The sequence below is a fragment of the Quadrisphaera setariae genome (genome assembly GCF_008041935.1).
Taxonomy (GTDB): Bacteria; Actinomycetota; Actinomycetes; order Actinomycetales; family Quadrisphaeraceae; genus Quadrisphaera; species Quadrisphaera setariae.
Map to the genome: position 1 here is coordinate 206,907 of NZ_VKAC01000001.1, position 18,497 is coordinate 225,403.

Genomic DNA, 18,497 nt, shown 5'->3' on the forward strand with positions numbered 1-18,497 from the left:
GTGCACCCCGCGTGCAGGTCGAGCGGCTCACCAGCAGGTTCCGCCGGCCCGCGGGGCACCCGCAGCGGCCGACGATGGAGGCGCAGCCCCAGTGGACCTGTACGAGTACCAAGCGCGCGACCTGTTCGAGTCCCACGGCGTCCCGGTGCTGCCGGGCCTCGTGGCCACCACCCCCGAGGAGGCCCGCGCGGCCGCCGAGCAGCTGGGGGCGGGCGTCGACGGCAAGGTCGTCGTCGTCAAGGCCCAGGTGAAGGTCGGTGGCCGCGGCAAGGCCGGCGGCGTCAAGGTCGCGAAGTCCGCCGACGAGGCCGAGGCCCGCGCCCGCGACATCCTGGGCATGGACATCAAGGGCCACACGGTCCACAAGGTGATGATCGCCGCCGGGGCGGACATCGCCACCGAGTACTACGTCTCCCTGCTGCTCGACCGCGCCGAGCGGCGCTACCTGGCCATGGCCAGCGTCGAGGGCGGCATGGAGATCGAGCAGCTCGCGGTGGAGCGCCCCGAGGCGCTCGCCCGCGTGGCCGTCGACCCCGCCGTCGGCATCGACGCCGCCAAGGCGACCGAGATCACCACCGCCGCGGGCTTCGGCGACGACGTCGCGGCCCAGGTGGCCGACGTCCTCGAGAAGCTCTGGACCGTGTACCGCGAGGCCGACGCCACGCTGGTCGAGGTCAACCCGCTGGTGCTCACCGGTGACGGCCGCGTGGTGGCCCTGGACGGCAAGGTGTCGCTGGACGACAACGCCTCCTTCCGCCACCCGGAGACCGCCGCCCTCGCCGAGGAGGAGGCCGCCGCCGGCGACCCGCTCGAGGCCAAGGCGCGCGCCAGCCACCTCAACTACGTCAAGCTCGACGGCGAGGTCGGCATCATCGGCAACGGCGCGGGACTCGTCATGAGCACCCTCGACGTGGTCGCCCAGGCCGGGGAGGAGTTCGGCGGCGTCAAGCCCGCCAACTTCCTCGACATCGGCGGCGGCGCCTCGGCGCAGGTCATGGCCAACGGCCTCGACGTGATCCTGGGCGACCCGCAGGTCAAGAGCGTCTTCGTCAACGTCTTCGGCGGCATCACCGCCTGCGACGCGGTGGCCGACGGCATCGTGCAGGCGCTGGGGATCCTCGGCGACGAGGCCACCAAGCCGCTCGTCGTGCGCCTCGACGGCAACAACGTGGTGGAGGGCCGGCGCATCCTCGCCGAGGCCGCGCACCCGCTGGTGACCGTGGTGGACACGATGGACGGCGCGGCCCGCAAGGCCGCCGAGCTGGCCTCCCGCTGACGGCCCGGCTGAGCAGCTGAGAGAGGAACAGACATGGCGATCTTCCTGACCAAGGACTCCAAGGTCATCGTGCAGGGCATGACCGGCTCCGAGGGCCGCAAGCACACCCAGCGCATGCTGACCTCCGGCACCACCATCGTCGGTGGCGTCAACCCCAAGAAGGCCGGCGAGACCGTGGACTTCACGGCCCCCGACGGGTCCACCGTCGCGGTCCCGGTGTTCGGGTCCGTCGCGGACGCCGTGGCGCAGACCGGCGCTGACGTGACGGTGATCTTCGTGCCGGCCGCCGGCACCAAGGCCGCAGCCGTCGAGGCGATCGACGCCGAGGTCCCCCTCGTCGTGGTCATCACCGAGGGCGTGCCGGTCAAGGACACCGCGGAGCTGTTCGCGCACGCCCAGGCCAAGGGCACCAGCCGGGTCATCGGCCCGAACTGCCCCGGCCTCATCACCCCGGGCGCGTCCAACGCGGGCATCATCCCCGCCGACATCACCCCCGCCGGGCGCATCGGCCTGGTCAGCAAGTCCGGCACGCTGACCTACCAGATGATGTACGAGCTGGCCGACTTCGGCTTCTCCACGGCCGTGGGCATCGGCGGTGACCCGATCATCGGGACGACCCACATCGACGCCCTCGCCGCCTTCCAGGCCGACCCCGACACCGACGCCATCGTCATGATCGGCGAGATCGGCGGCGACGCCGAGGAGCGCGCGGCGGCCTTCATCAAGGAGAACGTCACCAAGCCGGTCATCGGCTACGTGGCGGGCTTCACCGCCCCCGAGGGCAAGACCATGGGCCACGCCGGCGCCATCGTGTCGGGCTCCTCGGGCACCGCGCAGGCCAAGAAGGAGGCCCTCGAGGCCGCCGGCGTGAAGGTCGGCCGCACGCCGTCCGAGACCGCCGCCCTGGCCCGCGAGGTCATGCAGTCGCTGGCCTGAGCCCGCGCTGACGGCGGCGCCGGCCGCCGACGCGCACGACGGGCGCTCAGCCCCTCCTCGGAGGGGGCTGAGCGCCCGTCGTCGTCCTGGGGGTACCGGCGGTCAGCCGCCCTGGGTGGGCGCCGGCATCCCCGGCAGGAAGCTCTGCACGCTCTGCTCGTACTGGGCGCGGCACTCCTGCTGCCCGGCGCGCGTCACCGCGGTGTCGCGGCACTCCTGCCACTGCGAGCTCGCCTGCCAGAACACCAGCGTGGCCGCCTGCACGAGCAGCAGCACCCCCGCCAGCGCCATGCCCGCGCCGAGGGTCACGTACGACGGCCACGGCAGCCGGGCCCGCGCCGCCGACACCAGCGCCAGCACCCCGAAGGTCACGCCCGCCAGCACGAACACCGGCCCGGCCGCGCTCCACGGCAGCGGCAGGTACACCGTGGCCACCAGACCCGCCAGCACGCTCAGCGAGAACCGCATCCCCAGCCTCGCGGTGCGGACCTGGCCCTCCGGGTCCGGCGGGCGCCGCTCGGAGGGGCGGTGGGGGACCGACGGCGGCAGCTGGCGCCGCCGTTCCCGCGGGTCCGGAACGCCGTCGCCGCCGGGGCCGCCGGGCACCCGGCCGGTGCCGCGCTGCGAGCCCGGGGGCGCGTACGGGTCGCTCATCCCTGAGTGCTCCTGCTCTCATCGACCTGCCGTCGCCTGGGCGGAGTGCCCGCGACGAGCATCGATATCGTCTCCGACCGTGACCCCGTCCAGCACACCCCCCTCGCGCTCGCGGCTGGTGGTGCTCGCCTCCGGGTCCGGGACCCTGCTCCAGGCCCTGCTCGACGCCGCCGCCGCACCCGGCGCTCCGTTCGAGGTGGTGGCGGTCGGCGCCGACTCCGCCCGCCGTGCCGCCCCCGCCCTGGCCCGCGCCGAGCTCGCCGGCGCGGCGACGTTCGCGGTGGAGGTGCGCGACCACCCCGACCGCGCCTCCTGGGACGCCGCGCTGACCGCCGAGGTGTCCCGGCACCGCCCTGACCTGGTGGTCAGCGCCGGGTTCATGCGCGTCCTCGGCGCCTCGGCGCTGGGGGCCTTCGGCGGCCGCATCGTCAACACCCACCCCGCCCTGCTGCCCTCCTTCCCCGGGGCGCACGGCGTCCGGGACGCCCTCGCCCACGGGGTGAAGGTCACCGGCTGCACCGTCCACCTCGTCGACGACGGCGTCGACACCGGCCCGGTGCTGGCCCAGCGCGCCGTCGACGTGCTCGACGACGACGACGAGACCGCGCTCCACGAGCGCATCAAGACCGTCGAGCGGGCGCTGCTCGTCGACGTCGTGACCCGCATGACCACCGGCGGCTGGACCGTCGAGGGAAGGAAGGCCCGGTTCTCGTGACCCAGCAGAAGACCCCGGCGGACGGCCGCAAGCCCGTCCGCCGCGCCCTCGTCAGCGTCTCCGACAAGTCCGGGCTGGTGGAGCTCGCTCGCGGGCTGCACGAGGCCGGCGTCGACATCGTCTCCACCGGTTCCACCGCCCACAGGGTGGCCGCGGCCGGCATCCCCGTGACGCCCGTGGAGCGCATCACGGGCTTCCCCGAGAGCCTCGGCGGCCGCGTCAAGACGCTGCACCCCAGCGTCCACGCCGGCCTGCTCGCCGACGTGCGCGACCCCGACCACCGCCGCCAGCTCGAGGAGCTGGGCATCGAGGCGTTCGAGCTGGTGGTGGTCAACCTCTACCCCTTCGAGCAGACCGTCGCCTCCGGCGCCGGTCCCGAGGACTGCGTGGAGCAGATCGACATCGGCGGCCCGGCGATGGTGCGCGCGAGCGCCAAGAACTCCGCGTCGGTGGCCGTCGTCGTCGACCCCGCCGACTACGAGGCCGTGCTGGAGGAGGTGCGCGTCGGCGGCACGACGCTCGCGCAGCGGCGCCGCCTGGCCGGCAAGGCGTTCGCCGCGACCGCCGCCTACGACGTCGCCGTCGCCTCGTGGTGGGCCGCCACGCTGGTCACCGAGGAGTCCGACGACACGACCCGCCCGGTGTTCCCGGGCTTCGTCGGCGCCACCTGGACCCGCTCGCAGGTGCTGCGCTACGGCGAGAACCCCCACCAGGGCGCCGCGGTCTACACCGCTCGCACCGGCGGGCTCGCGGGTGACGACCTGGGCCTGGCCCGCGCCGAGCAGCTGCACGGCAAGGCGATGAGCTACAACAACTACGTCGACGCGGACGCCGCCCGTCGCGCCGCCGCCGACTTCGCCGAGCCGGCCGTGGCGATCATCAAGCACGCCAACCCGTGCGGCATCGCCGTCGGTGCGGACGTCGCGGCCGCCCACGCCGCCGCCCACGCCTGCGACCCCGTCTCCGCCTTCGGCGGCGTCATCGCCACCAACCGTCCCGTGACGCTGGCGATGGCGCAGCAGGTGGCCGAGGTGTTCACCGAGGTGGTCGTCGCCCCCGACTTCGACGACGACGCGCTCGAGGTGCTGCGCGGCCGGAAGAACGTGCGCCTGCTGCGCGCGCCGCTGCCGGCGGCGGGGGTCGCGCGGCCGGAGTTCCGCGCCGTGTCCGGCGGGCTGCTGCTGCAGCAGGCCGACGTGCTCGACGCCGCCGGCGACGACCCGTCGGGCTGGACGCTGGCCACCGGTGAGGCGGCCTCGCCGGAGGTCCTGGCCGACCTCGCGTTCGCCTGGCGGGCCCTGCGCTCGGTGAAGTCCAACGCGATCCTCCTGGCGCGCGGTGGTGCGTCGGTGGGCGTGGGCATGGGCCAGGTCAACCGCGTCGACTCCTGCCGCCTCGCGGTGGAGCGGGCCAACAGCCACGGGGAGGAGCGCGCCCGCGGCGCCGTCGCCGCCTCCGACGCGTTCTTCCCCTTCGCCGACGGCCTGCAGGTGCTGCTCGACGCCGGCGTGAGCGCCGTCGTCCAGCCCGGCGGGTCGGTGCGCGACGACGAGGTCGTCGCCGCGGCGCGGGCCGCCGGCGTGACGATGTACCTCACGGGAGCGCGCCACTTCACCCACTGACGCCAGCTCCTCGGACCGCAGCCGGACGCTCGGCTGCGGTCCGAGGGGGCTCCGGAACCGCGAGCGGACACCCGGCTGCGGTCGAGGGGGGGGTCAGCGGGCCCCGGGGAGGACGCGCGGCTCCAGGCGCTCCTCGACCGCACGGGCGCTGCCGTCGTCGTCCTGGTCCGGACCACCGGTGGCTCGGGTGACGGTGTAGGCGCCCTTGCCGCGGACCTCGCTCACCGCCTCCACCAGCTCGGTGCCGCGGTAGACCAGGCCGACGCCGTCGTCGGTGCAGTGCGTGGTGGGCAGCACCCCCTCGGCGACGAGCCGCTGGACGAGGGGACGGCGCTCGGCCTCGGAGTCGTAGTGGACGCCGTTGCCGTAGGGCAGCAGCGCGAGGCCGTCCGTCACCGCCCGCAGGGACGGGCCGAAGGAGTCGGTGGTGCCGCCGACGTGCCAGCAGATGGAGCCCGCGCTCACCCCGCCGAGCACCACGCCCGCCCGCCAGACGCGGCGGAACACCTCGTCGAGGCCGTGGGCGCGCCACACCGCGAGCAGGTTGACCACCGAGCCGCCGCCCACCCAGACGACGTCGGCCTCGAGGAGCAGCGCCTCGGGGTCGTCGACGCTGGGCATGCTGAAGAGGTTGACGTGGCGCAGGTCCCAGCCGGCGACGGCGGCGGCCTCGTCGAGCTCGGCGTTCCACCAGCGCTGGTCTCCCGAGGCGGTGCCGAGGTGCACGAGCTTGGGGCGTCCGGTGGTGCCGGACAGCTCGACGGCGTGCTCGACGAGCGGTGCGAAGGCCACCCGGCTGCGGCGTCCGGCCTTCATGCCGCCGGACGTGGCGACGATCGTGGGTGCGTCAGCAGGCATGTCGCGCACGGTAGCCGCCGGTGACGCGGTGGACGCAGCGCCCACGATCACGGCGGGGAGGTGTTCCGGACTCCCCTGATCACCGTGATCACGGGAGTCCGGAACACCTCCCAGGCGGGTCGCCGCACCCGTCGTGGTCAGCCGAAGACGCCCGCCGGGTCGAACCGGCGGCGCGCCTCCCCGAGGCGCGTGCGCTGCTCGGGGGTGCGCAGGTCGGCGCGGGACAGGTGGGTCACGGGGGTCCTCCAGGGGTGGCGGCCGGACGTCGGTCCGGGCCGTGCGGGCTGGTGGTCCGCTCCGCTGCGAGTGCTGGGGTGCGTCTCGTGGAGGACGTTCTCAGGGAGCCCTTGCTGACCGCTCGGAGCGCGCTCGTCGCCGCTGACCCGACCCCGATCGCGCTGGTCAGGGGCGCGGCAGCTCTGGGGTCAGGAGGCGCGGGTCAGCAGGTGGGCCTTCTCGACGGCGGCGAGGGCGAGGGTCTTGTAGCCCTCCCGTTCGAAGAGCACGGTGATCCGGTCCCCGTCGGCGCTCATGACGACGCCAGGGCCCCAGGTGGCGTGCTCGACGGCGTCGTCCACCGCGTAGGAGCCGGCCCCGGAGGCGCCGCCTTCCGCAGCGCTGGCCCGCTCGGCGTGCACGGCGGCCGCCGAGCCGGAGCTGCAGGTGTCGCAGCTCCCGCACGGCTCGGCCAGGCGCTCGCCGAAGTACGCGAGCAGGAACTGCCGGCGGCACCCGGTGGTCTCGGCGTACCCGCGCAGCATCTCCAGGCGCGACCTGTCGGTGCGCCGGCGCTCCTGCGCCGTCTCGACGGCGCCGCGCACCGCCGCCCCGACGGCCGTGCCCCCATCAGCCCAGGCGGCGCCCTCTCGGCTGACGCGCACCGCTCCCGCCTGCTCCAGCAGGTTGAGCACCCCCGTCGTGCGGGTGGCGGTCAGCCCGGCCGCGGCGCGCACCTCCGCCGCCGGCACGGGCTCGCCGCCGCCGTCGTGGACCGCGCCGGCCACGTCGGCCAGCGCCTGCTCGTCAGGCCCGCCACCGGCGTGGAAGCGCTGCAGGCCCAGGTCCTCGGGGCGGTAGCACAGCGTCGCCAGCGACGGCTCGCCGTCGCGGCCCGCCCGGCCCACCTCCTGGTAGTAGCTGTCCAGGGAGTCCGTGACCGACGCGTGCAGCACGAAGCGCACGTCCGGCTTGTCGATCCCCATGCCGAACGCCGACGTCGCCACCACCACGTCGAGGTCGCCCTGGGTGAACGCCTCGTGCACCCAGTGCCGGTCCTCCGCGGACAGCCCCGCGTGGTAGGCCTCCACGTCCAGGCCCAGGTGCGAGAGGTCGTCGGCGTAGGCCTCCGCATCGCGCCGGGTGGCCACGTAGACGATGCCGGGCTTGGCGGCCGTCGCGGCGCGCTCGACCACCACGGCGCGCTTGGCGTCGGCGCCGTCGGTCTCGCGCACCACCTCCAGGTAGATGTTCGGCCTGTCGAAGCCCTGCACCACCACGGCCGGGTCGCGCATGCCGAGGCGGGCCACCACCTCGCGGCGCACCGGCGGGGCCGCGGTGGCGGTGAGCGCGCAGACCACCGGACGGCGCTGGCCGCCATCGTCGTCGTCCTCCTCTGAAGGGGCGGCGAGCTCGGCGACCACGTCGCCCAGGCGCAGGTACTCCGGCCGGAAGTCGTGGCCCCACGAGGAGACGCAGTGCGCCTCGTCCACCACGAACAGGCTCGGCCGCAGCGCCCGCAGGCGCTCGCGCACGTCGTCGCGGGCCAGCTGCTCCGGCGCCAGGAAGACGAACTCGGCGTCACCGGTGCTCAGGGCGTCCCACGCGGCGCCGTTCTCGCGCGCCGACTGCGAGGAGTTCACGGCGACGGCGTCGTGCACGCCCGTGCGGGCCAGCGCCTGCACCTGGTCGCGCTGGAGCGCGATGAGCGGGGAGACGACCACCGTCGGCCCCGGCAGCCACAGCGCCGCCAGCTGGTAGACGGCCGACTTCCCGCGGCCCGTGGGCATCACGGCCAGCACGTCCTGGCCGGCGAGCAGCGCCTCCACCGCCTCGCCCTGCCCGGGACGCAGCGCCGAGAAGCCGAAGCGCTCGCGGGCGGTGCGCTCGACGTCGGCGAGGGTGGGCCGCTGCTCGCGGACCCGGGAGGTGCTGGCGCTCACCAGCCAGTGCTACCCCGTGCGGTGATCGACACGCCCCGCCCGGGCGCGAGCCGCGCCTGCACCGCCCGATGGGCCCACGCGCGGCTAGCCTGGGCGGGTGGAGCCAGCACGGACGGACAGCGGTCCGCCCGATCCGCACCCCGGTCCGGCCTCGGACCCCGCCCCGGCGGCGGACCAGCGGCCAGCACGGCGCGAGAAGACGCCGTGGCCTCCGCCGGCCGCCCTCGTCTGGGGCTTCGGCGCGGGGCTGCTGGCCGTCCTCCTCGCCGCCGCCCTGGTCTCGTTCTGGCTGGCGGGCCTGCTCCTGTCGGGTCTGCTGCTGGTGCTCGCCGTGCTGCACCTCGTGATGCCCATCGCGTCGCTGGGGCCCCTCGCCGTGCGGACGCCCTGGGTCGACGCGGCCACCTGCCTGGTGCTGGCCGTCGGCGTCGCGGTGCTGGCCGTGGTCGCTCCGCGCGGCCCGGTCGGCTGAGCCGCGACGCGCCGGGCCGTCAGATTTGACGGAACCCGGTCGCGCGAGACACGCTGCGCCCGCCCATCCAGAGCGGCTGAGAGACCTGGCTCGTCGACGCCGCAGCAACCGACCGACCGTGCGCCGTGAGGCAGCTCGGGGAGCGGTGCTCCCGCCAGGACCGATGAGGAGTCGAGGAGACACCTGATGAGCACCTCTCTGCCACGCCCCGCCTCCGAGCTCGCGCCCGTGGAGTTCGCCTACTGGGTGCCCAACGTCTCGGGCGGCCTCGTGGTCTCGAACCTGCCGCAGCGCACCTCCCACGAGCCGGCCTACAACATCGAGACCGCGAAGGCCGCCGAGAAGGCGGGTTTCACCTACGCCCTCTCCCAGGTGCGCTACGCCGCCTCGTACGGCGCGGACGCCCAGCACGAGTCGACGTCCTTCTCCCTCGCGCTGCTGCTGGCCACGGAGAAGCTCAAGGTCATCGCCGCCGTGCACCCCTACTTCTGGCCGCCGGCGGTGCTGGCCAAGTGGGCCGCCACCGCGCAGGCGCTGACCGGAGACCGCCTCTGCCTCAACGTGGTGTCGGGGTGGTTCAAGAAGGAGGCGCTCGACCTGGGCGCCCAGTGGCTCGAGCACGACGAGCGCTACGAGCAGTCCGAGGAGTTCATCCAGATCCTCCGCGGCGCCTGGACCACCGACCACTTCGCCTTCCAGGGCAAGCACTTCCAGGTCGGCGACCTCAACTTCCGCCCCCAGCCCGACGTGCTCCCCGAGATCTTCCAGGGCGGCAACTCCACCGCGGCCCGCCAGATGGCCGGCCGCGTCTCCGACTGGTACTTCATGAACGGCAACACCCCCGAGGGCGTCGCCGAGCAGGTCGCCCAGGTGGGCGGGTACGCCGCCGAGAACGGCCGCGCGATCAAGTTCGGTCTGAACGCCTTCGCCGTGGTCCGCGAGACCGAGGCCGAGGCCGTCGAGGTGCTCGACGCGATCATCGCCAACGCCGACGCCGACAAGGTCAACGACTTCGGGAACGCCGTCAAGGAGGCCGGCCAGGCCGCCAAGGACGGCAAGGGCATGTGGGCCGACAGCGAGTTCAAGGACCTCGTCCAGTACAACGACGGGTTCCGCACCGGCCTCATCGGCACCCCTGAGCAGGTCGCGCGCCGCGTGCTGGCGTACCGGCTCATCGGCGTGGACCTCGTGCTGCTGGGCTTCCTCCACGTCAAGGAGGAGGTCGAGGCGTTCGGCGAGAGCGTCATCCCGCGGGTGCGCGAGCTCGAGGCCGAGCTGGCGGCGCTGCCCGAGGGCACCGACCCGGTCGCCCACCTGGGCCTGACCGAGGAGCTCGCCGCCGCGCTGGAGACGCTGTCGCGCCCGGGGGCCGTCGTCCCCGTCTGACGCCTGGCCCGCGCGGCCTGACCGTCCGCCCCTCCAGCGGGGGGCGGGTCCCCGGCATCATGGAGCCCGACCGGTGCGCCCGCACCGGTCGGGCTCCGCTGCGTCCGCAGGCTCCGGCGCCAGGCAGCCAGGGGTCGGAGGGCTGAGCGATCGGCGGCGTGCTCGAGGGGTTCGCCGTGGTCGGCGCGGTCGTGCTGGTGGGCTGGTTCCTGGGGCGGCGCGGCACCCTCGGCGCCGACGCGCAGCGGGTGCTGGCGCGGCTCGTCTACGCGGTGGGCACCCCGGCGCTGCTCGTGCGGACCCTGTCGACCACAGACGTCACCGCCGTGCTCGGTCAGCCGCTCGTGGTGTCGGCCGCGGCCGCGCTGACCGCGGCGGCGGTGTCGCTGCTGCTCTCCCGGCTGCGCCGGCGCAGCGTGGAGGAGGGCGTGGTCGCGGCCTTCTCGTCCAGCTACGTCAACGCCGTCAACCTCGGCCTGCCGATCGCCGTCTTCGTGCTCGGGAACGGCGCGGTGGTCGCACCGGCGCTGCTCTTCCAGATCGTCGTCCTCGCCCCGCTGGGGGTGGGCGTGCTCGACGCCCGGCGCCACCGCGCCGAGCGCCGCACCTCCGCTGGACCTCAGGACGACGACGGCGGGGGCGTCTGGGCGCGCACCCTGCTGCGCCTGGCGCGCAACCCCCTCGTGGTGGGCGCGGCCGTCGGGCTGGTGCTCGGTCTGCTGCGGCTGCCACCCCCGGAGCCGCTGTCCTCGGTGCTCGACCTGCTGGCCGGCACGGCGGTCCCCTGCGCGCTGCTGGCGTTCGGCCTGTCCCTGTCCACGGGCCCCGGGCCGCAGTGGGCCGACCCGGACGCCTGGCTCGCGGTGGCCCTCAAGCTGGTCCTGTCCCCGCTGGTCGCATGGGTGGTGGGCGGCCCGCTGCTGGGTCTGAGCGGTGACGCGCTGCTCGCGGTGGTGCTGGTGGCGGCGCTGCCGACGGCGCAGAACGTCTTCGTCTACGCCACGCGCTTCGGCGCCGCGGAGCGGCTGGCCCGCGACAGCGTGCTCCTCAGCACGCTGATGAGCGCACCCGTGCTCGCCGCCGTGGTGCTGCTGCTCGGCTGAGGCGGCAGCTGTCCGTCGGCCGCCGTCAGCGGCCGACCCGGTCGGCGCGCTCGCGCAGCACCTCGCGCGCCAGCGGCAGGGCCTGGTCGGTCCACAGCCGCCGGTGGAGCGCCACCGCGGACCGGGTGCGCCGCAGCGCGGCGGCGAGCAGGCGCAGGTCCTCCGCGGTCGCGAGGCCCTCGGTGAGCAGCGAGGCGCCGCGCTCCACGGCCTCCAGCTCCAGCACCACCGCCTCGCAGGACGCCCGGACGACGGCGGTGCGCAGGCCCAGGGGAGCGGTGCGCAGCACCGGCAGCACCACGAGCTGCTGCACGGTGAGGTCGGTGCGGAGGCCGGCGCAGGTCTCCGCCAGGTGCTCTGCCAGGGCGCGGGCCCGTCGGGCGGAGGACCCACCCGCCGCGGGGGTGGTGCTCGCGGCCGAGCCCGGCAGTGAGGCGTCCGACCGCTCCGCCAGGGCCGAGGCGGCCAGCGCCGCTACCGCCAGATCCACGAGCAGGCCGCGGGCCGCTGCCGGCCACGCCGCGGCGGCGGAGGTGGCGGCGTCCTGCGCTGCGCCGCCGACTACCGGCGTGCGTCGCGGGGCCGGCGCGGGGACGGCCGCCGCGACCGGCGCGACCGGAGCCGCGGCGGGGGCTGAGCAGCCAGTGGCGTGCTGCGGCACAGAGCGTCGGGCGGGCCGATGCGGCAGCAGCCGCAGGAGCGGGGCGGGGGTGGTGAGGGCCATGCGGCAGACACTGTCCGCGGGCGCTTGCGGTGCGCTTGCAGCTCGCCCGCCGACCAGGGGGCGGCTGTCAGGTCAGCCGCAGGTGGAGCGCTGCGCGCGCTCGGTGAGCAGCCGCCGCGCCAGCGGCGCCGCTCCCGCCGCCCACAGGCGCTCGTGGTCGACCATGGCGCTCCACAGCGCCCGCGTGCTGATCCCGAGCTGCTGCAGCGCCCCGACGCCCGCGGTCTGCGCGAGCAGGGCGCTGGCCCCGGGGTCGATGCCGCCCACGACCTCGAGCACGCGGTCCGCCGAGGTCAGGGACGCGGCGAGCAGCTCGGCGCCCGCCCCGCCGTCCGCGGCGACCAGGACGGGGGCGATGACGTCGCGCTGGCGGGCGACCTGCTCGCGCACCGCTGCGGCGGCGGCGGCCAGGTGGAGCCCGAGCGCCCGGGTGCGCACACCCGTGGCGAGCTCACCGGAGACGGCGACCCGCACGGCGAGCACGTCGACGGCCTGCGCGAGCAGCGCCAGCTCGTCGAGGAGCGGCCGGGCCTGCGGCCGCGGTCGCCGCGGCGCTGGCACGGGGGCCGGTCCGGACGTCGTCATGGGACGAGCATGCACGCTGGCACTGACAGCGCGCTGGGTTCGCGTCCAGATCGTGATCGAGGGTCTGCCGCAGGGGGAGGTGTCGATCTCCTGACCAGCGCAGACGCCCGTCAAGGGTCGACGGTCCTGATCGTGTCAGACCTTCGCCACCGCGCGCGGCGGTCGCCGGACGCCCTCGCGGCGAGCGGTGTCACACCGGCAGGTGCCGGTCCCACCAGCGCTGCAGGTGCTCGAACCTGGCGGTCCGGTGGCTCGGGCGCCCCGAGCGGGTGAGCTCGTGGCCCTCGCCGGGGAAGAGCAGCAGCTCGGTCTCCACGCCCTGCCGGCGCAGCGCCGTCCACCACCGCTGGCCCTGCTCGACCGGACAGCGCCAGTCCTGCTCGGAGTGGATGACCAGGGTGGGAGTGCGCACCGACGCCACGTGCGCCATCGGCGACTGCTCCCGCATGGCCTCCTCGGACCCGTGCAGCTGGTCGGGGAAGTACCAGCCGATGTCGGCCGACCCCACGAAGCTGGTCGCGTCGAGGTACCCGCGCTCCACCACGGCCGCCGCGAACCGCCGCGTGCGCGTGGTGAGCAGCGCCGTCATGTACCCGCCGTAGCTGCCGCCCGCGACGCCCACCCGCTCAGCGTCGAGGGGGAGCGAGGGGTCGGCCAGCACGCCGTCGAGGAGGGCCTCCACGTCGTCGGCGTCGACGGTGCCCAGCGCCCCCAGGACGGCCTCTCCGTGCGCCAGGCCGTAGCCCGCCGAGCCGCGGGGGTTGCCCATCACCACGGCGTACCCGGCGCCCGCGGCCACCTGCGCCTCGTCGAACAGGCCCCACCCGTACTGGGCGTGCGGTCCGCCGTGGACCATGAGCAGCACCGGGTGCGGTCCCGCGCCGAAGCGCGCCTCGTCCGGCAGGACCACCCAGCCGTGCACCGGGTACCCGTCCCGGCTGGGGTGCTCCACCTCCCGGAGGGGGCGCAGGCGCCCCGTCGCGCGCAGCGGACCGCCGGCGTCCGTCAGCCGCAGCGGGCCGCCGTCGTCGTGGGGGGTGACGCGGACCAGCTCGCCGCGGCTCGCGGGGTCGGCCACGACCGCCACCAGCGTCGAGCCGTCGGGCGCGGCCGCCGCGCCGGTCACCTGCAGCTGCCCGTCGAGCAGCACCTCGCGGGAGCCGTCGGGGCGCACCCGCAGCAGCCGCAGCGCGCCGCGGTGGCGCTCGGCCACGAGGGCGCCGGCGGCGTCCACGAGCAGGAAGCCGGCCGGGTCGCCGAGGTCGACGTCCGGCGGTGTCAGCCGGAGCGGCGCGCCCGCGCCCGGCGGCACCGCGCTGCCGGGGCCGCCGGGGTCCGGGTCGGCGGTCAGGACAGCGGTGTGCAGCGACTCCGGCTGCGCGACCGCGCCCAGGCCGCGCTCGTCCAGCACCGTCGCGAGCAGCCACAGCCGCCGGCCGTCGGGGTCCGCGGCCACGCGGCTGACCGCGAGGTCACCGCCGACCACCGCGTCGAGCTGGTGCTGCCGGTGCGCCGTGGCCTCCACGCGGTGCACGCCTCGGCGCAGGTCGTGGCCGGCGCCCTCGTGGCGCGCGGACACCACGAGCAGCGCCAGGCCGTCCGCGGTCCACGTCACGCAGGTGTCGTCGGCGTCGCCGTCGGTCACCTGCCGCGGGGTGGGCCGCTGCGGTGCGGGCACGCGCTCACTGGCGTCCAGCGCCGTGCGGTCGACGTCCAGGACGAACGCGTGCTGGCGGCGGTCGAGGGTGAAGCCCACCCCGTCGACGCGGTGCGCGGGGGTGGTGACGAGGCGCGGCGGCTCGGCGTCCGGGCCGCGCAGGTGCTCCGGGCCGGTGGCGGTGCCGTAGCGGCCCGGCTCCGGCACGCGGGCGGTGAAGGCCAGCGCCGCCCCGTCGGGGGACCACGCGGGAGCACCCGCGCCCAGGGGCAGCTGCTGGGAGGTGGTCAGCGCCAGCGGCTCGCCGCCGTCGAGCTCGACGAGGTGGAGCTGGGGACGCCCCCCGGGCCCGGCGCGCAGGAACGCCACCCAGCGCCCGTCGGGGCTCACCGCGGGCGCGGTGTCCCGGTGCCCGCGGGTCAGCCGGTGCAGGGGAGAGCTGCCGTCGGTGGCGACCCTCCACAGGTCACCGGCCTCCTCGTCGGTGGCCGGGTCCGGAGCGGTGACCGACACCACGGCGGTGCGGCCGTCGGGGGTGAGCGAGGGGCTGGAGCAGCCGGCGAGCAGGGGCAGGTCTGAGGGCAGCATCGCCCTCGACGCTACGCCCGTCTCCCCCGCGGGGGTCAGGCGCCGCCCGCGAAGCCGTGCTGGCGCCACGCCTCGTGGACGACGACGGCGACGGCGTTCGAGGCGTTCAGCGAGCGCCGCTGCGCGAGCATCGGGATGCGCAGCCGGTCGGTGACGCGGCCGTCGGCCAGGACGTGGTCGGGCAGGCCCACCGACTCCCGGCCGAACAGCAGCGCGTCGCCCTCCTCGTAGGTGACGTCGGTGTACCAGCGGGTGGCCGAGGACGTCAGCGCGTACGCCCGGCGCGAGCCCAGGTCGGCCAGGGCCGCCCACAGCGCCTCGACGTCGTCGTGCACCGTCGTGCGGGCGAGGTCGTGGTAGTCCAGCCCGGCGCGCCGCAGCTTGGAGTCCTCCAGGTCGAAGCCCAGCGGGCGCACGAGGTGCAGGTGCGCGCCGGTGGTGGCGGACAGCCTGATGGCGGCGCCGGCGTTGCCGGGGATCTCGGGCTCGACGAGGACGACGTGGAACACCCCCGCAGCCTCTCGCACCGCGCCGACCGGTGGGAGACCGCAGCCGGGCGCCCGCGCGCGGTCCCCACCCCCTCCGAGACCGCAGCCGGGCGTCCGGCTGCGGTCCGCGGTCCCGTCCGGGCGCACCTGGGGGGTGCTCCCGGCTGAGACCTCGGTAGGTTCGGGGGGAAGACTTCTGGTACCGGCTGCTCCGACGGAGGACAGGGACGCGCATGGCGAAGATCAAGGTCGAGGGCAAGGTCGTCGAGCTCGACGGCGACGAGATGACCCGGATCATCTGGCAGTTCATCAAGGACCGCCTGATCCACCCCTACCTCGACGTCGACCTCGAGTACTACGACCTCGGCATCGAGCACCGCGACGCCACCGACGACCAGGTGACGATCGACTCCGCCAACGCCATCAAGAAGCACGGCGTCGGCGTGAAGTGCGCCACCATCACCCCCGACGAGGCGCGGGTGGAGGAGTTCGGCCTCAAGAAGATGTGGCGCTCCCCGAACGGGACCATCCGCAACATCCTCGGCGGCGTGATCTTCCGCGAGCCGATCATCATCAGCAACATCCCGCGGCTCGTCCCGGGCTGGACCAAGCCGATCATCGTCGGCCGCCACGCCTTCGGCGACCAGTACCGCGCCACCGACTTCACGTTCCCCTCCGCGGGCACGCTGACGGTGACCTTCACCCCGTCCGACGGCTCCCAGCCGATCGAGCACGAGGTCTTCCAGGCCCCCGGCGCCGGCGTGAGCCTGTCGATGTACAACCTCGACAGCTCCATCCGCGACTTCGCGCGAGCCTCCATGAACTACGGCCTGGCCCGGAACTACCCGGTCTACCTGTCGACGAAGAACACGATCCTCAAGGCCTACGACGGCCGCTTCAAGGACATCTTCGCCGAGGTCTTCGAGACCGAGTTCAAGGACCAGTTCGCCGCGGCGGGCATCACCTACGAGCACCGCCTCATCGACGACATGGTCGCCTCCGCCCTGAAGTGGGAGGGCGGGTACGTCTGGGCCACCAAGAACTACGACGGCGACGTCCAGTCCGACACCGTCGCGCAGGGCTTCGGCTCCCTCGGCCTCATGACCTCCGTCCTGGCCACGCCGGACGGGCGCACGGTGGAGGCCGAGGCCGCGCACGGCACGGTCACCCGCCACTACCGCCAGCACCAGGCGGGCAAGCCGACGTCCACCAACCCGATCGCCTCGATCTACGCGTGGACGCGCGGTCTCGACCACCGCGGCAAGCTCGACGGCACCCCCGCGGTGCGCGAGTTCGCCGAGAAGCTCGAGCAGGTCGTCATCTCCACCGTCGAGAGCGGCAAGATGACCAAGGACCTCGCCCTGCTCGTGGGCCCGGAGCAGCCGTTCCAGAGCACCGAGGAGTTCCTCGCGACGCTGGACGAGAACCTCGCGAAGGCCCTCGCCTGACCTTGGGCCAGTGCGCTCGTCGAGCGCGGTGATCACCGGCGGTGCCCCGTAGGGTGCCGCCGGTGATCGCTGTCCGGGGCTCCTCGCCGGGCCGCCGCCCCTCCGTCCGGGGCGGCCGCGCCTCTCGCCCCTCGGTCGCCCCCTCGCTCGCACGGGTGTGGGCGCGGTGGGCGTGGCTGCGCGGGAGCGCCGTCGTCGTCGTCGCCGTGGTGGCGGCGGGGGCCGCGATGGCCACCGCGGGCGCCACCACGGCCAGCGTCGGCCCCGTCGACGCGCGGCTGGTGCTGCAGCCCTCGCTGACCGGCGGCACGCAGGTGCAGGTGCCGCCGCTGGGGGAGCTGGCCCTGGCCACCCACGACGGCCCGCTGCGGCTGCGCGTGGAGGTGGAGGGCCTGCGGCTGCCCGAGGCCCGCTCGCTGCTGGCCCGCGGCACCACCGCGGCGTCGGTGGGCGACGAGCTCACGCGGGACGTCCGTGCGGCGCTGGTGGCGCTGGTGGTGAGGTCCGTGCTCGTGGCGCTGGCCGCGGCGGCGCTCGCGAGCCTGCTGGTCTTCCGCCGTGCCCGGGCGGTGCTCGTGGGGACGGGCGCGGTCCTCGTCGTCCTGCTGGCCAGCGGGGGAGCGGCGGCCGCGACGGCCAACAGCCGGGCGCTGGCCGAGCCCCGGTACTCCGGGCTTCTCACGCGGGCGCCGGCGCTCGTCGGGGACCTCACCAGCGTCGGCAGCCGCTTCACGGCGTACCAGACGCGCGTGGCCGCGCTGACCGGCAGCGTCTCCCGGCTGTACTCGGCGCTGTCGGGCCTGCCGGCCGGCGCCGCTGCGGGCGACGACGACGTGCGCGTGCTGTGGGTCTCCGACGTGCACAACAACCCCGAGGCGTACCGGCTCATGGCCACGCTGGTGCAGGAGTTCGACGTGGCCGGTGTGGTCGACACCGGCGACTCCAGCGACTTCGGCAGCGCCGCCGAGACGCCGCTGCTGGCGCCGGTGGCGTCGCTGGGGGTGCCGTACCTGTGGGTCCGCGGCAACCACGACTCAGCCACCACGCAGGCAGCGGTCGCGGCGCTGGAGGAGGGCACCGACGGACGGGTGAGGGTGCTGGACGACGGCGCGACCGCCGAGATCGCCGGCGTGCGGTTCGCCGGCACCGGCGACCCGCGCTTCAACCCCTCCAGCCTCGTGGTCAACGAGGCGGCCCGCGAGCAGCTGACGGTGGCCGGGGAGGCGCTCGGGCGGTCGCTGGACGCGTCGGCGGCGGCGGGGGAGCGCGTCGACGTGGCGCTCGTCCACGAGCCGCCGATGGCGCTGCCGCTGGTGGGGAAGGTCCCGCTGGTGCTGGACGGACACACCCACCGCCGGGCCGCCGCCGTCGACGGCGACACGCTGCTGCTCACCCAGGGCTCCTCCGGCGGGGCGGGGCTGCGCAGCCTCGTGGGCGGCGAGCCGACGCCGCTGCAGATGTCGGTGCTGCACTTCTCCGCGGTCGACGGGTCGCTGCTCGCCGTCGACGACGTCACGGTCGGAGGGGTGGGGCTGGACAGCGCCACCGTTGAGCGGCGCACGGCGGAGAGCTACCGGGAGGAGTCGAAGGCCCCCGAGGAGGAGCCGGCGCTGGAGGAGCCGGCCGAGCCGACCGGCGGCGTCACCGGCCCCGACGGCACCCCGACCTTCACCCCCGGCGGCACCGACGTGCCGCCGCTGCCCACCGACCCCGGCGGGCTCGTCCTCACCCCCGCCGCGACGCCCTCGCCGTGATCGTGGACGCCGCCGACGCCACCGGCCGTGATCATGGACGCCCCCGTGGGCAGCGCCCATGATCACGGGGCG

At 75.3% G+C, this 18,497-nt stretch carries 16 protein-coding genes; 9 read left to right on the plus strand and 7 right to left on the minus strand.

Annotated features, from left to right (window positions below; genetic code table 11):
- The first annotated feature begins 91 nt into the window (after positions 1–91).
- Positions 92–1,276 carry an ADP-forming succinate--CoA ligase subunit beta gene (gene sucC / locus FMM08_RS01070; RefSeq protein WP_147924481.1) on the plus strand — a complete coding sequence of 395 codons (1,185 nt, stop codon included), beginning with the start codon at positions 92–94 and terminating at the stop codon, positions 1,274–1,276.
- Between the two features lie 33 nt (positions 1,277–1,309).
- The gene (gene sucD, locus FMM08_RS01075; RefSeq protein WP_147924482.1) at positions 1,310–2,212 is read left to right on the plus strand and encodes a succinate--CoA ligase subunit alpha; all 903 of its coding nucleotides are present in this window, start codon (positions 1,310–1,312) and stop codon (positions 2,210–2,212) included.
- 102 nt (positions 2,213–2,314) lie between these two features.
- Here the strand turns inward: sucD and FMM08_RS23515 are convergent, their stop codons facing one another.
- The gene (locus tag FMM08_RS23515) at positions 2,315–2,866 is read right to left on the minus strand and encodes a cytochrome d ubiquinol oxidase subunit II (RefSeq protein WP_147924483.1); all 552 of its coding nucleotides are present in this window, start codon (positions 2,864–2,866) and stop codon (positions 2,315–2,317) included.
- 64 nt (positions 2,867–2,930) lie between these two features.
- Here FMM08_RS23515 and purN point away from each other — a divergent pair, with 64 nt between their 5' ends.
- Positions 2,931–3,581, plus strand: a complete 651-nt coding sequence (gene purN / locus FMM08_RS23520; protein ID WP_147924837.1) for a phosphoribosylglycinamide formyltransferase — start codon at positions 2,931–2,933, stop codon at positions 3,579–3,581.
- Entirely contained in the window at positions 3,578–5,203 is a 1,626-nt protein-coding gene (gene purH / locus FMM08_RS01090) for a bifunctional phosphoribosylaminoimidazolecarboxamide formyltransferase/IMP cyclohydrolase (RefSeq protein WP_147924484.1), read from the plus strand. The genes purN and purH overlap by 4 nt, the downstream gene beginning before the upstream one ends.
- A 93-nt stretch (positions 5,204–5,296) precedes the next feature.
- On the opposite strand, the gene FMM08_RS01095 is transcribed toward purH, so the two are convergent.
- Positions 5,297–6,061 carry a Type 1 glutamine amidotransferase-like domain-containing protein gene (locus FMM08_RS01095; RefSeq protein ID WP_147924485.1) on the minus strand — a complete coding sequence of 255 codons (765 nt, stop codon included), beginning with the start codon at positions 6,059–6,061 and terminating at the stop codon, positions 5,297–5,299.
- 425 nt (positions 6,062–6,486) lie between these two features.
- A complete protein-coding gene (locus FMM08_RS01100; protein ID WP_147924486.1) occupies positions 6,487–8,220 on the minus strand; it encodes a RecQ family ATP-dependent DNA helicase in 1,734 nt (577 codons plus the stop codon).
- Positions 8,221–8,317: 97 nt separating this feature from the next.
- On the opposite strand from FMM08_RS01100, the gene FMM08_RS01105 reads away from it, so the two are divergent.
- From FMM08_RS01105 to FMM08_RS01115, 3 genes are all read left to right on the plus strand, one after another.
- Positions 8,318–8,692, plus strand: a complete 375-nt coding sequence (locus FMM08_RS01105; RefSeq protein WP_147924487.1) for a DUF3017 domain-containing protein — start codon at positions 8,318–8,320, stop codon at positions 8,690–8,692.
- A 186-nt stretch (positions 8,693–8,878) separates the two neighbouring features.
- A complete protein-coding gene (gene sfnG, locus FMM08_RS01110; RefSeq protein ID WP_147924488.1) occupies positions 8,879–10,078 on the plus strand; it encodes a dimethylsulfone monooxygenase SfnG in 1,200 nt (399 codons plus the stop codon).
- A gap of 158 nt (positions 10,079–10,236) precedes the next feature.
- The gene (locus FMM08_RS01115) at positions 10,237–11,181 is read left to right on the plus strand and encodes an AEC family transporter (protein WP_147924489.1); all 945 of its coding nucleotides are present in this window, start codon (positions 10,237–10,239) and stop codon (positions 11,179–11,181) included.
- Positions 11,182–11,206: 25 nt separating this feature from the next.
- On the opposite strand, the gene FMM08_RS01120 is transcribed toward FMM08_RS01115, so the two are convergent.
- From FMM08_RS01120 to FMM08_RS01135, 4 genes are all read right to left on the minus strand, one after another.
- Positions 11,207–11,905 (minus strand): hypothetical protein, encoded by a 699-nt coding sequence (locus FMM08_RS01120; protein ID WP_147924490.1) that lies wholly within the window; start codon positions 11,903–11,905, stop codon positions 11,207–11,209.
- Positions 11,906–11,977: 72 nt separating this feature from the next.
- Positions 11,978–12,490: a hypothetical protein gene (locus tag FMM08_RS01125; RefSeq protein ID WP_147924491.1), complete on the minus strand. Its 513-nt coding sequence runs from the start codon at positions 12,488–12,490 to the stop codon at positions 11,978–11,980.
- Positions 12,491–12,680: 190 nt separating this feature from the next.
- Entirely contained in the window at positions 12,681–14,735 is a 2,055-nt protein-coding gene (locus FMM08_RS01130) for an alpha/beta hydrolase family protein (RefSeq protein WP_147924492.1), read from the minus strand.
- Between the two features lie 35 nt (positions 14,736–14,770).
- Complete coding sequence (locus FMM08_RS01135; protein WP_147924493.1) at positions 14,771–15,244, minus strand: tRNA (cytidine(34)-2'-O)-methyltransferase; 474 nt, start codon at positions 15,242–15,244, stop codon at positions 14,771–14,773.
- Between the two features lie 212 nt (positions 15,245–15,456).
- Here FMM08_RS01135 and FMM08_RS01140 point away from each other — a divergent pair, with 212 nt between their 5' ends.
- Together FMM08_RS01140 and FMM08_RS01145 are read left to right on the plus strand one after the other, a co-directional pair.
- Positions 15,457–16,671, plus strand: coding sequence for an NADP-dependent isocitrate dehydrogenase (locus FMM08_RS01140; RefSeq protein WP_147924494.1), 1,215 nt, complete (start codon positions 15,457–15,459; stop codon positions 16,669–16,671).
- A gap of 62 nt (positions 16,672–16,733) precedes the next feature.
- Positions 16,734–18,425, plus strand: a complete 1,692-nt coding sequence (locus tag FMM08_RS01145; RefSeq protein WP_147924495.1) for a metallophosphoesterase — start codon at positions 16,734–16,736, stop codon at positions 18,423–18,425.
- The last annotated feature ends 72 nt before the right edge of the window (positions 18,426–18,497 follow it).